A 14,757-nucleotide genomic window follows, 5' to 3' on the forward strand; every position below is an offset into this window, starting at 1 on the left:
ACTAAACAAACCAAGTTGGCGCGGGATGGAGCAGCCCGGTAGCTCGTCAGGCTCATAACCTGAAGGTCGTAGGTTCAAATCCTACTCCCGCAACCAACAAGATCCTACCAACATTGGATTGCACCTGATCCCCTGCTGTGGGCTCGCTTGCGTATGCGAGTATGCTCGCCAATGCCCCGTTCAAAACCACATCGCTTTTGCCGCGCTATCCTGTCGGTGCAACAGCTATCTTCTCAATCAGTGAGCGGATGATCTCAGTGGCCGGATGTTTGGTGGCATCGTTCTCAAGAAGGCTCTTCAGATTGCTAACCTTACGCGCGTAGAGAGCACCAATATTTGGGTGAAGTACAATCTTGTTTACTTGGGTTTGTAGGGCGCTCTCTTGGACAAGAGCGCGTTTCTGTGTCTCGAGCTCTTCAAGTGTACTGCGTATGCTTTCCATGGGGGTGTTGGAGTGCAAAAGTAGATCAACACAGCGTTTGATGCTAGTTTCGACCTTTAGCAGGTCTTTTTGGACGGCGGACTTGTTGGACGCGTTATTGGTTTGGCGTCGTTTAACTTCACCATGAAACGCGTCTGCAAACGCCTGCACCGTATCTTCACGTCCAAGCAAAATGGATTGAAGTCCATCGAATACGCGTTGTTCTAGGTCTTGTGCTTTGATGCTGGTTCCATTGCTGCAGGTTCCTTGTTCCTTTCGAGAAGAACAGGCGTATCTCTCTCTACCAATGATCGTCATACTGCCACCACAGCATCCGCATTTGACAAGTCCGGTGAGGATACGTTTGCGGGTCTGCCGTTTGTTCCCGCACTTTGATGCACATTTTTCTTTTAACGCATGAGCTTTGTCCCAGATCTCGTGCTCAATGATTTGCAAGTGAGGAACATGCTTTGTAACCCAGAGCGCCTGTGGGTTTGGACGTGAACGTCGCTTCCCCGTCTCTGGGTCTCTTAGGAAGCTTTGTCTATTGTAGACGATCTTCCCCCGATAAAGCTCGTTATTTAAGATGCTATTGCGCCGCTTTCGGTTGCCATTGATGGTCGAGGCATTCCAAAGACCTCCGCGTGGGCTTGCGACACCTTCTTTATTGAGATCTGCTGCAATCTGGCGCGCTGTTTTACCTTCAACATAGTCGTTGAAGATACGTTTGATGGTGCACGCAAAGCCTAGCATCCTTGCGCTCCGCCACTGCGCGGGGTGCTTTTATGTGCCGCTTGGAGGTCTGAGTTCTGATTGCTCGGGTATAATGCCGTTTTTGCGGATGTTTCTTTGGGGCTGGTGCGTTATGCTTCCCCTCAAGTTTCTAAGTGTGCTCACGTCAAAGGCCGTGGGTGCCGCGCAAAAGTAAGGAAAACCGCATGCCCCTGTTCAAATCATTACGCGTCAAAATTGTTGGGGCGGCTTTGGGGATTTGCATGTCCTCAGCGGCTGTTGCGCAGGAATTTACCTTTTCGGTGCACCACTTTCTAAGCCCCAAAGCCATCACGCAGACCCGTTTGATCGAGCCATGGGTTGCTGCCATCGAGGAGGCATCAGGTGGGCGGATTGCGTTCGAAGTATTCCCGTCCATGTCATTGGGCGGCAAACCTTCAGAGCTTTACGGCCAAGTTCGCGACGGTGTTGCAGATGTTGTGTGGACGCTGCCCGGATACACTCCCGGCGTTTTCCCTCGCGTAGAAGTTTTTGAACTGCCCAACGTACATGGCGGTGATGCTTTGGCGACTAACCGCGCTATTCAAGACATGATGCCTGATCTGGCCGCTGATTTTGATGATATCTATCCGCTTCTTGTGCACGTACATGCCGGAAACGCGCTTCATTTGGCATCGGGTAACGTAACAGAGTTGCAAGATTTTGAAGGCCTCAAGATTAGAAGCCCGTCGCGGACGGGTGCGTGGATGCTTGAGGCTTTGGGCGCAGAGCCTGTGGGCATGCCTGTTCCTGCGTTGCCGCAAGCGCTTGCCAAAAAGACAGTTGATGCAGGGCTTGTACCTTTTGAGGTGGCGATCCCGCTTAAACTTGCGGACCTAACGACGGCTTCTGTTGAGTTGGATGGTGGCGCACGATTTGGCACGTCCACCTTCCTTTTTGCAATGAATAAGAACAGTTACGCGTCTTTGCCCGCTGATCTTCAGGCGATTGTCGATGAAGTGTCAGGTCGCGTTTTGTCCGAGGCTATGGGCGCTGCATGGAATGAGATGGAGCCCCTGGGCAAAGAGCGCGCCCGAGCAGCTGGCGCAGCCGTAAGCGCCTTGTCGGCGGAAAATACGGCGGCCTTTGATGGTCCGTTCCAGCAGGTGGCGGATCGCTGGGTGAGCGAAGTGAACAGCATTGGTATCGATGGTGCTGAATTGCTTAAGCGCGCCCGCGAGGCAGTTGCGAAGCACTCGAAATAGAGACGTCTTTACTACTGTGCTAAGGATGACGCGGCCTGCTGTACCAAGTGAGCCACGTCATTTAGCTGCTCTGCCAGCGGGCTGGTTTTGCGCCAGATCATTCCGATTTGCCGCGAGGGCTGCGCACCATCAAGCGCCGAAATCGCCACGGGTGCTGAACGGGTTTCTACGTCAACGGCCATCTGCGGGATCAATGTGACACCGATGCCCGCACCAACCATCTGAACCAATGTTGACAAAGACGTGCCGTCTAGGCCCTCCCAAGGGCGAACAGATGGGCCTGTGCAGAACGATAATGCTTGGTCGCGAAAACAGTGCCCTTCCTCCAAAAGTAAAAGCCGCATCGCCGCCAGTCCTTTTGCATCGGGTGGGGGCAATTGCGCATCAGCAGCGGGGCGGACAAGCACAAAGGTTTCTTCAAAAAGCGGCACCTCGGCAAAACTGGTTTCGCCCACGGGCAAGGCAAGCAACGCCGCATCAATTTTGCCGTCTGCTAGTTCTTTCAGCAACTTTGGGGTCATCGTTTCGCGTATGTGGATGTCGAGGCTGTCATAGCTTTGGCTTAGTGCACCGAGAACTCTGGGCAAAAGATAGGGCGCAATTGTCGGGATCACGCCAAGGCGTAGTTTGCCACTTAGCTTGCTTTGTTGTGAGCGCGCCAAATCTGTCAACTCATCGACGGAGCGTAAAATATCGCGGGCACGTTCAACAACTGTTTCACCGAACGGCGTCAGGCCAAGATTGCGGGGTGTCCGCTCAAACAAGGCTGACCCAAGGGTGGCTTCCATTTCTTTGATCTGCATGGACAATGCAGGTTGAGAAATTGCACATACCTCGGCAGCGCGTCCAAAGTGACGTTGTTGGACCAGCGCATCAAAATATCGCAGCTGTTTGAGGGTTAAATTATCCATAGGGAAAACTTATCGTATTAATCAGAAAATACAACTTATCCTAATGGAAAACCTTTGCTAGAACTATTCTAAATTAGCAACATTGGAGATTCTTATGGACGGCGCATTCGACGACATCAACAACAAAAAATCAGGCAAATGCCCTGTTATGCACGGCGCGCACTCCGCTAAGGGGACGCAGGCGAACCAACACTGGTGGCCGAACCAACTGAACCTCAAAATGCTGAGCCAGAACGCACCAAGCGTCAGCCCAATGGATGCTGACTTCAACTATGCTGAAGCGTTCAAAGCCCTTGATCTGGATGCCCTGCGAGCCGATCTGAAAGCATTGATGACAGACAGCCAAGATTGGTGGCCTGCGGACTACGGCCACTACGGTCCGTTCTTCATTCGGATGGCGTGGCACTCTGCGGGTACATACCGCGTGCATGATGGTCGCGGTGGTGCAGGTTCTGGTAGCCAACGTTTTGCGCCGCTCAACAGCTGGCCAGACAACGGCAACCTCGACAAAGCGCGTCGCCTTTTGTGGCCAATCAAGCAAAAATACGGCGCTGCAATTTCTTGGGCGGACCTGATGATCCTTGCGGGTAACGAAGCACTTGAGACGATGGGTTTCGAACCGTACGGCTTTGCCGGTGGCCGCGAAGACATCTGGGAGCCGGAAGAAGACATCTACTGGGGTCCTGAAACCGAGTGGCTCGCAGACGAGCGTTACAGCGGCGACCGAGAGTTGGCACCTGTCTTGGGTGCGGTGCAGATGGGTCTGATCTACGTCAATCCAGAAGGACCAAACGGCAACCCTGACCCGTTGGCATCAGCACGTGATATTCGCGAAACCTTTGGCCGCATGGCCATGAACGATGAAGAAACCGTAGCGCTGATTGCGGGTGGTCATACATTCGGCAAAGGGCACGGCGCCGCAGACCCCGAGCAATATGTGGATGCGGAACCTGAGGGCGCTGGTCTTGAAGCAATGGGCTTTGGTTGGGCAAACTCATACGAGAGCGGAAAAGGCGAGCACACAATCACTTCTGGCCTTGAAGGTGCGTGGACAACAAACCCAGCGGTTTGGGACAACAACTACTTTGAGAACCTATTTGGTTACGACTGGGAGCTGACTGAAAGCCCTGCTGGTGCCAAGCAGTGGAAGCCGGTTCAGGCGGAAGCTCAAGGTACCGTGCCAGATGCGCACAACTCCGAAAAGCGCCACGCGCCTGTGATGTTCACGTCTGATTTGGCCATGCGCGAAGATCCGGCCTATGCCAAGATTTCACGTCGCTTTTACGAAAACCCTGAAGAGTTCAAACAGGCGTTTGCAAAGGCTTGGTTCAAGCTAACACACCGTGACATGGGACCACATAACGTCGGTCTTGGTCCGCTTGTTCCGGCTGAGCCTGAGTTGTGGCAAGATCCTGTGCCTGCGGTAGATCACGCATTGATCGATGCTGCAGATGTGACTGCATTGAAAGCGGATATCCTTGCGTCAGGTGCAACACCACAAGAGCTTGTTGCCCTTGCGTGGGCCTCTGCGTCTACGTTCCGTGGTTCAGATAAGCGCGGCGGTGCAAATGGTGCGCGCATTCGCTTGGCGCCACAAAAAGACTGGGCGGTTAACGCGTCATATGGCTTTGATGGTACGATTGCTAAACTTGAAGCTGTACAAGCGGCCTTCAATGGAGCGCAATCTGGTGACAAGAAAGTGTCATTGGCCGACCTGATCGTTCTGGGTGGTTCTGCGGGACTTGAGGCCGCGGCAAAAGCTGCTGGTAGTGACATCTCAGTGCCGTTCACACCGGGCCGGACAGACGCAACACAAGAGCAAACTGATGTGGACAGCTTCAGCGTGATGCAGCCTACTGCCGAAGGGTTCCGTAACTTCTTTCCTGCGGGCAACGTCCGCTCTGCGGCCGAGCACCTGGTGGACCGTGCGCAATTGCTCACCCTAAGCGCGCCGGAAATGACTGTGCTCATTGGTGGTTTGCGTGTGCTCGATATCAATGCGGGCGGTACAAAGCACGGTGTTCTGACGGATCGCCCAGGTGCGTTGAGCAACGATTTCTTCCGCAACTTGCTCTCAACTTTAGGTGCTTGGACGAATGTTGGCGACGGCACCTACAAAACGTCTGAAGGCGGTGAGTGGACGGGTACAGAAGTTGACCTTCTGTTCGGTTCAAACTCGATCCTGCGCTCATTGGCTGAGGTCTATGCATCAGATGATGCAGAGCAGAAGTTCCTAGCTGACTTTGCGGCGGCTTGGGTCAAGGTGATGGAACTGGACCGCTTTGATCTGGCAGCATAAGCCATTTCATAATTGAAAATTGGAAACGCCGCGTTTTGGTAAGCGCGGCGTTTTTTTATGCGGGGTATGTCTTGCGGAGATAGTCATCCATTGCGGGCTTGTAGTGAACAAGCTCATCACTGACGGGTGCAAAGCTTTGTAGTCGCGCATCGTAATCCAGAACAGATTGGGGCCACTCAACGGGCAGGCTAAGTGCCTGCTCAAACGCTCTGATCCATGCGAACGTGATCGCAAACCCACAGTCGCAAAGCCAAAGCGTGTCTTGGTCAAGTGGGCTGTCGCGCAGCAATAGCGCCAATGCTTTAAGGTGCTTTGTGATCTCTGCACCACCGGCCTTCACAGCCTCTGCGTTGCGGGTTTCGTGCGCTACTTGAGGATACATGGCGCGCACCGCCGGTTCGAGCCGCGTGTCGTGTAGTCTGCCTTTCTCGCGGGCCTTTGCGCGAAGTTGCACTGTGTCGGGCAACATCCGAACGTCTGGATAGGCCTCGTTCAAGTACTCTGCGATGGCTTCGGAATCCGCCAACATAAAACCTTCATCAACCATGGCGGGGAGGTTCCCAGACGGAACAATCGCCTTATACTCCGCAGATCCGTAGCCGCCGGGTGGGGGCAATTCTTCCCACGCCAGCCCTTTGTGGCGCATGGTGATCCGCAATTTGGCGCAATAGATCGCGACCGGTACTGAATAAATGGTCAGCATAGTTTTCCAATCTCAAATTAAAAAAGGGGCCAACCGCAGACGCAATTGACCCCTTGGGTTTGGTTAAGAGCGCTGATTACTCAGCAAGAAGCTGCCATTTTTTGCCCAACGTGTCGAAGAAGCCCTGTTCTTGCTTCAGCGTGATCCACGTGTTGACGTAGTTGATCCATACTTGGTCTGCTTGTGGCAAAAGCATCGCGATTGGTGTAGGGGCGCGGCCCTCGGAAACTGGCACGATCATCAGTTGGTCGTATTGTGCCACCAGTTTGTTTGCCTCAACGTTTGAGGTGATGTTTGCATCAGCACGGCCTGCGAGCACTTCTTGGAAGTCACGGGCAGGGGCTTCAACAATGCGGTATTGTGCGTCCGGGAAGAACTCTTTGACTTGCTTTTCTTGAGTTGTGCCCAAAGTTGCGGCGACTGAAACATTAGCGTTGTTCAAATCATCCCAGCTTGAGAAACGACCTGCGTTTTCTTTCAGCGTCAGTGGCACGGTCGCAAGGCTGAAGTAGCTGTCTGAATACCCTGCGGCTTTTGCGCGGCTTGGCGAAACAGAGGCTGATCCTGTGATGTGGTACTGGCCCGAGGTCACGCCGCTCACCAATGTTTTCCAGTCTGTTGCAACGAACTCAACTTCCACGCCCAGATCGGTAGCCAGCTGCGTCATCACATCGATGTCGTATCCGGTGTAGCTGTTTGTCGCGACATCGCGCATTGTCATTGGGTTCCAATCGCCAGTCGTGCCGACTTTCAGCACGCCATTTGAAAGGATTTCACTTAGGGCAGATTGTGCAGTCGCCTGTACGGAACTTGCCGCAAGAACGAGGGTCGCAGCAGCGATCTTAAAAAATTTCATGGGTATTCCTCTGTGTGTGTTTAGGGCTAGTTAGTATAAAATTGGCGGCAGGAAACTGGTAATCCCAATAAAAATTGCGTTGCGTGTCCTTTTTTACCATCACGCAGCTCTAGGAGAAGTGTGAACTATGGTTGCCTTAATTTCCATGCGAAAAGTGTCAAAGTTTTTTGACACTTTTCAGGCGCTGAAAGACGTGTCTCTTGATGTGAACCTTAGTGAGAAGGTTGTTATCTGTGGTCCATCCGGCTCCGGTAAGTCGACGCTGATCCGCTGCATTAACCGCCTTGAGGCACATGAGCAGGGCGAAATCATCGTGGATGGTGTGACGCTAACTGACGATAAAGCAACCCTCGAGAAAATCCGTGGCAACGTCGGGATGGTCTTTCAGCAGTTCAATTTGTTCCCTCATCTGACGGTACTTGAAAACCTGACCCTCGGTCCGCGGCGCGTTTTGGGGCTAGATCCGAAGGCTGCCGAAGAACGTGCGATGAAATATCTTAATCGCGTTCGAATTCCTGATCAGGCTGATAAGTTGCCGCGCCAATTATCTGGTGGTCAGCAGCAACGTGTCGCTATTGCGCGATCTCTTTGTATGGAGCCGCGCATTTTACTTTTCGACGAGCCGACCTCGGCCCTTGATCCTGAAATGATTGCCGAAGTGCTTGATGTGATGTCCGAGTTGGCCCGTGACGGAATGACCATGGTGGTTGTGACCCACGAGATGGGTTTTGCCCGCCGCGTTGCTGATAAGATGGTATTCATGGATAAGGGCCAAATCGTTGAAGTGGGCCCTACGGAACAGGTCTTTACTGCCCCAAAATCCGCGCGCTTCGGTGCGTTTATCCAACAAATTCTGAACCATTAGGGGCGTGTTATGAAACGTTTGATTGTTCTTGCTCCACTGGCTTTGCTGTTGTCGGGCTGTTCTGGAAATTGGGGGTGGTATGTAGTGGACCCCCGCACTGCCAATGGGCTTGCCAACCTAAAATTCATGGCGACCGGTGCCTACAACACCATTTTGATGTCACTGACCGCCATTCTTATTTCGGTTGTGGTTGGGCTTTTGATTGCGCTGCCAGGGTTGTCTAGCAAGCGCCGCTACCGCGCGATTAACCGAACATATGTCGAGGTGGTGCGCGCGGTGCCGATTCTAGTTCTGATCCTTTGGGTGTACTACGGCCTGCCTCAACTTACGGGCCTGACACTGAATGTGTTCTGGGCCGGTGTACTGGCACTTGCCATGTCTGACAGTGCATTTCAGGCCGAAATTTTCCGCGCGGGCATTCAGTCAATCAGCCGTGGCCAATATGAGGCGGCGCAGTCTATTTCACTGAACTACCGCGACACTATGCGCTTTGTCATCTTGCCCCAAGCGATCCGCCGTATCCTGCCTGCACTGGGCAACCAGCTGGTCTATATGCTCAAAATGTCATCGCTGGTGTCGGTGATCGGAATGCAAGAATTAACCCGCAAAGCGAACGAATTGGTGGTCTCCGAGTACCGACCCCTCGAGATTTATACTATTTTGGTGTTGGAATATTTGGTTCTTATCCTCATTGTATCTGCAGGCGTCCGTTGGCTTGAACGGCATATGAAAGCGGCGGACTAAATATGCAAAAAGATGATCTGACGACCGGCCCGATCTCGGGTCACTTTCGTGCGCTTGCGGTTCCGGCGGCCTTCGGGATGTTGTTCGCCACCCTTTATAACGTGGTTGATGTTTATTTCGCAGGCATGTTGGGCACCGAGGCACAGGCCGGTTTGGCCGTTGGGTATCAGGCATTTTTCATCATGATGGCCGTGGGGTTTGGCCTTGGATCGGCGCTCAGCGCACTTGTAAGTAACGCAAAGGGACGCAAGGACGGCACCTCGTCGCGCAGGCTGGCGGCCCAAGGGATTAGCTTTGGTTTGATCGCAACGGCCTTGCTGATGTGTATCGGCGCGTTTTCTGGCCCGTTTTTGATTGCGCTTGTCTCGGAGGAGGGCGCCTACCGAGATGCGGCCTTGGGGTATTTCAATTGGTTGCTGTTCGCGCTGCCTGCGTTTTTGCTAGCCTATGGTACGAACGGTATTTTGCAATCCCACGGTGATACGGTTTCGATGCAGCGCGGATTGATGGTGGCGTTCGTGGCGAACATCGGACTGAACCCATTGTTCATTTTCGGCATTCCCGGCATATGGGGCGGTATGGGTTTCAACGGTATCGCGGCGGCTACGATCCTGTCGCAGACTGGCGTAATGATCTGGATTTTCTCGCGGGTGTTCGCACTAGAGATGATGCAGGGTGTGCCCCGTGATGCGTTCATCCCCACATGGGCCAGCTTCCGTGAAATCTTTGCGCAAATGCTACCGACCACCACGGCGCTTGTGGTGATGTTTGTCTCTGGCTTTGTTGTACAATTCGCCCTTAAGGGATTTGGCGGCGAGGCTATCGCGGCATACGGGGTCGGCCTTCGGATTGAGCAAATTTTGCTGTTGCCGGTACTGGGTATGACCGGCGCGCTTTTACCCATTGCAGGACAAAACTTTGGCGCGGGTGAGCATGACCGCGTTCGCGAAGCCCTGCGCTTTTGCTGGAAGGTTGGCTTTGTGATGGCCGCTATCGCGTTGCCGTCATTATGGTTTGGCGGGCATTTTGCCATGGGGCTCTTTACGGATGATCCGGCGGTCATCGAGATCGGGGCAAGCTATCTGCATGTCGATGCGATCCTGTTCCCCGTTTACATGATGCTCTTTTCAATCAACTCAATCCTACAAGCACTCAAGAAACCAATCTGGACTCTGTGGATCAGCATCTACCGCCAAGGTTTGGGCGTGGGCCTGTTCATCTGGGTTTTTGTAAGCCCCGCAGGCTTTGACGTGATTGGCGTCTGGCTGGGTATCGCCATGGCAGTAGCAACCGGTTGGCTGCTGGCCATGTTCGTTGCGGGACGCGTTGCAGAGCGTGAGATGGGTGGCTTGCTGCGCGCAAGCTGATCAGAAGCTGACTTTCACGTTTGGCAGATCAAGGGCTTTGATCAATTCGCGCAGCTCGTTACGGGCGGCAACGTTTGAGATATTCATCCCCTTTACGCCAATATCGCGTAGATCAAGTAGGGTCAGCCCCCGTGGAAATAGCTCACGGAAAATAACCCGTTCGTTAAAGCCGGTTGCTGTCCGAAAACCGATCCGCTTTGCGAGCTTCCCAATGGCGGCTTCCATCTTCTGTTTATTTACCATGTTCTGCCCGCCCATACGGTTGCGCACAACGATCCAATCAATAGGTGTTAGGCCTGCTTTGGCGCGCAACTGACGCGCGGCCCATACCATTTCGGAATACACTGAAGGGCCTGTGATGTTGGTGCCTTCTGTGTCGACGCGGGCCAACAAGTCAAAGTCGACAAAGCTATCGTTTAGGGGCGTGATCAGGGTATCTGCAAGAGAGTGCGCCACTTGGCTTAACCGTGTGTGAGAGCCGGGGCAGTCGATCAATACAAAGTCATTGTCCGCATCAAGTGCAGCAACACCAGCCGTTAGGCGGGCATCATAAATGTTTTCGCCCTCCGCCAACGTCGATTGGTCCAGCTCGGGCAAATCTAGGTAAGTCGGCGTGGGCAGTTCAAGACCTTCGGCACTCAGAAAAGTCTGGCGGTTCGTAATGTAGCGCCCCAGCGTTTTTTGGCGCAGGTCCAAATCAAGGCACCCGACACGGCGGCCCATTCGCGACAGGGCTGTGGCTACGTGCATGGAAACCGTGGATTTTCCCGCGCCGCCTTTTTCATTTCCTACAACGATAATATGCGCCATGTATTCGGCCCTTTGATCTATCTGCTCGCATCCGCAAAGATACTTTTGAGCGACTATATGTGGCGTTGAGACCCAATGAAAGCATAACCGCGCACCATTGGTAAAACTGCAATCAACCAACGAAAAACGCCGCCCCAGATAAGGAGCGGCGTTTGAATTCAACACACAAATCTGTGGCGGGTTTAGAAGCCCAAGCCAGCGTATTTGTTTTTGAACTTGGATACGCGACCACCGGTATCCATCAGCTTTGTGTTACCACCAGTCCATGCTGGGTGTGCGGATGGGTCGATGTCCAAAGCGATCTGGTCGCCTTCGGAACCCCAAGTGGATTTCATTTCAACGATATCACCGTTTGTCATTTTGACTTTGATGATGTGGTAGTCAGGGTGGGTATCTTTTCTCATGACATCCGCTCCTTAAGATTTCTTGGGACGGTAGTTTGTTTGCTCAGCGATACGAGCAGACTTACCGCGACGCTCACGAAGATAGTACAGTTTCGCGCGACGTACACGGCCACGACGTACTACTGTGATGCTGTCAATGTTAGTGGAGTGCAGCGGAAATACGCGCTCAACACCTTCACCGAAGGAGATTTTGCGAACAGTGAACGATCCGGCAATGCCTTCACCGTTCTTGCGCGCAATGCAAACGCCTTCGTAGTTTTGCACACGGCTGCGTGTGCCTTCGGTTACTTTGTAACCAACGCGGATGGTGTCACCCGCTTTAAAGTCGGGAAGCTCGTTCCCAAGGGCCGCAACTTGTTCGGCCTCCAGTTCAGCGATCAGGTTCATGATCGTCTCCTATGTTGCTCACGGTTTGCCCGCGATGGTGTGGCGCAGCCTCAGAGCTCTCGGGTGTCGTTCGGGTCCGCCGTGGCGCCCGCCAGAGGTTAGGTCACTATTCCTTGTGTGCCGCACCAGTTCCCTAAGTCGCGATACCCGTTGCCGAAACACCAAAGGGTCATATGCGCAAGTTCACCAATACAAGCGGTGTCCGAATCCGCTAACGCGGTAAGACTTGGGCCGTATAAGGCCTTTCGTCGGTTCGTGACAACCCCTTGTGTGCCACGCTTGGCATTCATTTCAAGGATTGTTCGGTGCTTTGGCGGCTCATGTAAATAACTGGTAAACTCTGCACATGTCGCCTATTTGTACCGCCTATGTTGAACACCACCTTTGCCCTTCATGCCCGCGTCTGAGCGCTCTAACATGGTCGATGCGCCTGACGCTGTCGATGCGCCATTGGCGCGCCTCGGCTGGACCCCTTTCTTTGAGGCGCAGCTTGGTGGTTTGTCATCAAGTATTCCCGACTTTCCCGCGGCCGCACAGCCCACGCGGGTCACAGCGGTGCACCGTAATACGCTTCGGGTGATTGGTGGCCATGTTGATCTAACGATTCCGCACGCTTTTGAGGCGACCGTTGGTGATTGGCTGATGCTTGATCCAGAGACGAATAAAGCCTGTGCGCGGCTTGAACGCAGCAGTCTCATTAAACGCAAAGCCGCGGGACGGATCACCTACACCCAATCTATCGCGGCCAACATCGATACGGTGTTTATTGTGTCTTCGTGCAATGCTGATTTCAACGTTGCACGCCTTGAGCGTTACGTGGCGTTGGCGTTTGAGGCGGACACAACGCCCGTCATTATCCTGACCAAAGCAGATTTAAGCGACGACCCTGATGAATATGTGGCGCAGGCCCAAACCATTTCCGATCGCGTCGCAGTTCTAGCCATTGATGTGCGCAACACAGACCCATCCGATGCGTTGGCCCCGTGGGTACAGCTGGGCCAGACGATTGCGTTCTTAGGGTCATCCGGAGTGGGTAAGTCCACACTGGTGAACGCACTTTCGGGACAGATAAAAGCGGCGACCCAAGGTATTCGCGACGATGACGCAAAGGGGCGCCACACCACGACCCACCGCGAGTTGCACCAGCTGCCAAATGGATGCGCAATTCTGGACACACCGGGCATGCGTGAGTTGCAACTGACGGACGCGGCTTCCGGTATCAAGGATGTTTTTGCCGATCTGATCGAGGTCGCTGCGCAATGTAAATTCTCAGATTGTGCTCATCAGTCTGAACCGAAGTGCGCCATCAAAGCAGGTATCGCAGACGGCAACGTTGATCCCGCGCGTGTTGAGCGTTGGCAAAAGCTACAAGATGAAGATGCGCATAATTCAGAAGCTGCAACCCAAACTGCGGCCCACCGCAAGGCTCGTGACAAATCACTGGGAAAGACGATTAAGGGCCTTCAAAAAGGTAACCGCAAGAAATAGGGCCTAATCCTTTTTGAGGTGCGCTTGCCAAAGATCAGGTCGGCGCTCTTGGGTGATGTGTTCAGATTGTTGCTGACGCCACTGGTCGATCTTTTTGTGGTTTCCACTGGTCAGAACATCAGGGATGCTCATGCCCTCCCATTCGGCTGGACGGGTGTATTGCGGGTGCTCCAAAAGCCCATTTGAAAAGCTTTCCTCAACGGTGCTGTCGGCGTTTCCAAGAACACCCGGCAACAACCGTACCGTGGCATCCAAAATCATTTGAGCGGCCAGCTCACCACCCGTGAGCACGAAATCCCCAAGGCTAACCTCCATGATGTCAAAGCGCTCAAGAACGCGCTCATCCACCCCTTCAAACCGACCACAAAGCAGTGTCACACCGTTTTCGCGCGCGAGAGCTTGGGCCATGCCTTGGTCAAACTTTTTCCCGCGAGGGCTGAGGTAAATCATCGGATGCCGTGCGCCGCGGTGCGCAGTTGCAAGGGCGTTGCCCACCACATCCGCGCGCATCACCATGCCTGCACCACCGCCCGACGGCGTGTCATCAACATTTTTGTGCCGGCCTTCCCCAAATGTGCGAAGGTCTGTGGTTTCTAACTGCCACACACCGTCTTTAAGGGCTTTGCCGGTCAGACTTTCGCCTAAAATACCGGGGAAAGCTTGGGGCAAAAGGGTCACCACACGCGCATCCCATGCTCGGGCCAAGCGTGGCTTTTCGGTCAGCAACTCGCGCGGTTTGAGTGACGCGGAAATAGACTTGCGCCCCACGGAGCGTTCTTCGCGGACAGGCTTTGTGGGAGTTTCAGCAGACGGGGTTTGCGGCGCGTCAGTCATGGGATGTCCTCTTTCAGCGCGCCTGTAGTGCGGTGAGTTGTGACTGTGAGTGTCGTTGATACCGTAGGGCGTTCAAAAGAGACCTTCGGGTGGGTCAATAATCACGCGTCCGCCCGCGACGTCTACTGTTGGAACGGCAGCTTTGGTGAAAGGTACCAACACTGTGTCTTTCAACTTGGGGCCTTGGACTTCAAGCAAATCGCCCGCACCGTGATCCATGACGTGCTTAACGGTGCCAAGCTCGGTTCCGCCAGTGTCAAACACCGCCAGACCGATCAGATCGGCGTAGTAGAACTCATCATCGTCTGCTTGGGGAAGCTGCTCACGGGTGGCGAACAGATCAATACCTCGAAGCGCGTCCGCATCTTCTTTAGTCACGACGCCCTCAATTTGCGCTGCAAAGCCGTTCTTGATTTGCTGAACCAGAACCATCTCGATGCTGAGCGTGCCGCTTTCGTCTGTCAGCGCATAGCCGAAGATGTCAGGTGCAAAGCTGCAAAATGATTTGATGCGGACGTCACCCTGTACTCCGAATGCACCGGCGATTGTGCCTACCAAAACCTTGTCGGAGGTGTTCTGGGTCATTGAGGTATCTCACAAATTGAGTTGCGTATGGTGCCACCTGCATTTTTGCAGGCTTCTGATGTGTTGCCCATCTGATAAACGATCCCTGCCAGAAAAGCAGCACCAAC

The 14,757-nt window shown here is 53.7% G+C and carries 15 protein-coding genes and 1 tRNA gene; 7 read left to right on the forward strand and 9 right to left on the reverse strand.

Annotation, left to right across the window (positions count from 1 at the left end; all coding sequences use genetic code 11):
* Positions 1-19: 19 nt before the first annotated feature.
* Positions 20-96: transfer RNA gene (locus tag ACTF5M_RS08740), tRNA-Met, on the forward strand.
* A 109-nt stretch (positions 97-205) separates the two neighbouring features.
* On the opposite strand, the gene ACTF5M_RS08745 is transcribed toward ACTF5M_RS08740, so the two are convergent.
* Positions 206-1,174, reverse strand: a complete 969-nt coding sequence (locus tag ACTF5M_RS08745) for a recombinase family protein (RefSeq protein WP_438960637.1) — start codon at positions 1,172-1,174, stop codon at positions 206-208.
* 185 nt (positions 1,175-1,359) lie between these two features.
* On the opposite strand from ACTF5M_RS08745, the gene ACTF5M_RS08750 reads away from it, so the two are divergent.
* Entirely contained in the window at positions 1,360-2,397 is a 1,038-nt protein-coding gene (locus ACTF5M_RS08750; RefSeq protein ID WP_438960638.1) for a TRAP transporter substrate-binding protein, read from the forward strand.
* Between the two features lie 11 nt (positions 2,398-2,408).
* On the opposite strand, the gene ACTF5M_RS08755 is transcribed toward ACTF5M_RS08750, so the two are convergent.
* Entirely contained in the window at positions 2,409-3,308 is a 900-nt protein-coding gene (locus tag ACTF5M_RS08755; RefSeq protein WP_438960639.1) for a LysR substrate-binding domain-containing protein, read from the reverse strand.
* A 94-nt stretch (positions 3,309-3,402) separates the two neighbouring features.
* Between ACTF5M_RS08755 and katG the strand changes: the two genes are divergently transcribed.
* Entirely contained in the window at positions 3,403-5,607 is a 2,205-nt protein-coding gene (gene katG, locus ACTF5M_RS08760) for a catalase/peroxidase HPI (protein ID WP_438960640.1), read from the forward strand.
* Between the two features lie 55 nt (positions 5,608-5,662).
* Here katG and ACTF5M_RS08765 read toward each other — a convergent pair whose 3' ends face one another.
* Together ACTF5M_RS08765 and ACTF5M_RS08770 are read right to left on the reverse strand one after the other, a co-directional pair.
* Complete coding sequence (locus ACTF5M_RS08765; protein WP_438960641.1) at positions 5,663-6,310, reverse strand: glutathione S-transferase family protein; 648 nt, start codon at positions 6,308-6,310, stop codon at positions 5,663-5,665.
* Positions 6,311-6,386: 76 nt separating this feature from the next.
* Positions 6,387-7,166, reverse strand: coding sequence for a transporter substrate-binding domain-containing protein (locus ACTF5M_RS08770; protein ID WP_438960642.1), 780 nt, complete (start codon positions 7,164-7,166; stop codon positions 6,387-6,389).
* A 145-nt stretch (positions 7,167-7,311) separates the two neighbouring features.
* Here ACTF5M_RS08770 and ACTF5M_RS08775 point away from each other — a divergent pair, with 145 nt between their 5' ends.
* From ACTF5M_RS08775 to ACTF5M_RS08785, 3 genes are read left to right on the forward strand one after another with little or no spacing between them, the layout of a single operon-like run.
* Positions 7,312-8,031, forward strand: coding sequence for an amino acid ABC transporter ATP-binding protein (locus ACTF5M_RS08775; RefSeq protein WP_438960643.1), 720 nt, complete (start codon positions 7,312-7,314; stop codon positions 8,029-8,031).
* A 9-nt stretch (positions 8,032-8,040) separates the two neighbouring features.
* Complete coding sequence (locus tag ACTF5M_RS08780) at positions 8,041-8,775, forward strand: amino acid ABC transporter permease (protein WP_438960644.1); 735 nt, start codon at positions 8,041-8,043, stop codon at positions 8,773-8,775.
* 2 nt (positions 8,776-8,777) lie between these two features.
* The gene (locus ACTF5M_RS08785; protein WP_438960645.1) at positions 8,778-10,142 is read left to right on the forward strand and encodes an MATE family efflux transporter; all 1,365 of its coding nucleotides are present in this window, start codon (positions 8,778-8,780) and stop codon (positions 10,140-10,142) included.
* Here ACTF5M_RS08785 and ACTF5M_RS08790 read toward each other — a convergent pair whose 3' ends face one another.
* The 3 genes from ACTF5M_RS08790 to rplS all read right to left on the reverse strand — a co-directional run bounded on the left by ACTF5M_RS08790 (position 10,143) and on the right by rplS (position 11,743).
* The gene (locus ACTF5M_RS08790) at positions 10,143-10,952 is read right to left on the reverse strand and encodes a division plane positioning ATPase MipZ (protein WP_438960646.1); all 810 of its coding nucleotides are present in this window, start codon (positions 10,950-10,952) and stop codon (positions 10,143-10,145) included. It lies immediately after the preceding gene.
* A 182-nt stretch (positions 10,953-11,134) separates the two neighbouring features.
* Positions 11,135-11,356 carry a 50S ribosomal protein L31 gene (gene rpmE / locus ACTF5M_RS08795; RefSeq protein ID WP_048599169.1) on the reverse strand — a complete coding sequence of 74 codons (222 nt, stop codon included), beginning with the start codon at positions 11,354-11,356 and terminating at the stop codon, positions 11,135-11,137.
* Between the two features lie 12 nt (positions 11,357-11,368).
* Positions 11,369-11,743 carry a 50S ribosomal protein L19 gene (gene rplS / locus ACTF5M_RS08800; RefSeq protein ID WP_048599170.1) on the reverse strand — a complete coding sequence of 125 codons (375 nt, stop codon included), beginning with the start codon at positions 11,741-11,743 and terminating at the stop codon, positions 11,369-11,371.
* Between the two features lie 393 nt (positions 11,744-12,136).
* Between rplS and rsgA the strand changes: the two genes are divergently transcribed.
* On the forward strand, positions 12,137-13,231 hold the full coding sequence (gene rsgA, locus ACTF5M_RS08805; RefSeq protein ID WP_438960647.1) for a ribosome small subunit-dependent GTPase A: 1,095 nt from the start codon (positions 12,137-12,139) through the stop codon (positions 13,229-13,231).
* Between the two features lie 3 nt (positions 13,232-13,234).
* Here the strand turns inward: rsgA and trmD are convergent, their stop codons facing one another.
* Entirely contained in the window at positions 13,235-14,065 is an 831-nt protein-coding gene (gene trmD, locus ACTF5M_RS08810) for a tRNA (guanosine(37)-N1)-methyltransferase TrmD (protein WP_438960648.1), read from the reverse strand.
* A gap of 72 nt (positions 14,066-14,137) precedes the next feature.
* The gene (rimM, locus tag ACTF5M_RS08815) at positions 14,138-14,650 is read right to left on the reverse strand and encodes a ribosome maturation factor RimM (RefSeq protein ID WP_438960649.1); all 513 of its coding nucleotides are present in this window, start codon (positions 14,648-14,650) and stop codon (positions 14,138-14,140) included.
* Between the last annotated feature and the right edge of the window lie 107 nt (positions 14,651-14,757).

The organism is Nereida sp., assembly GCF_965655635.1.
In the GTDB taxonomy this organism is placed as follows: domain Bacteria; phylum Pseudomonadota; class Alphaproteobacteria; order Rhodobacterales; family Rhodobacteraceae; genus Nereida.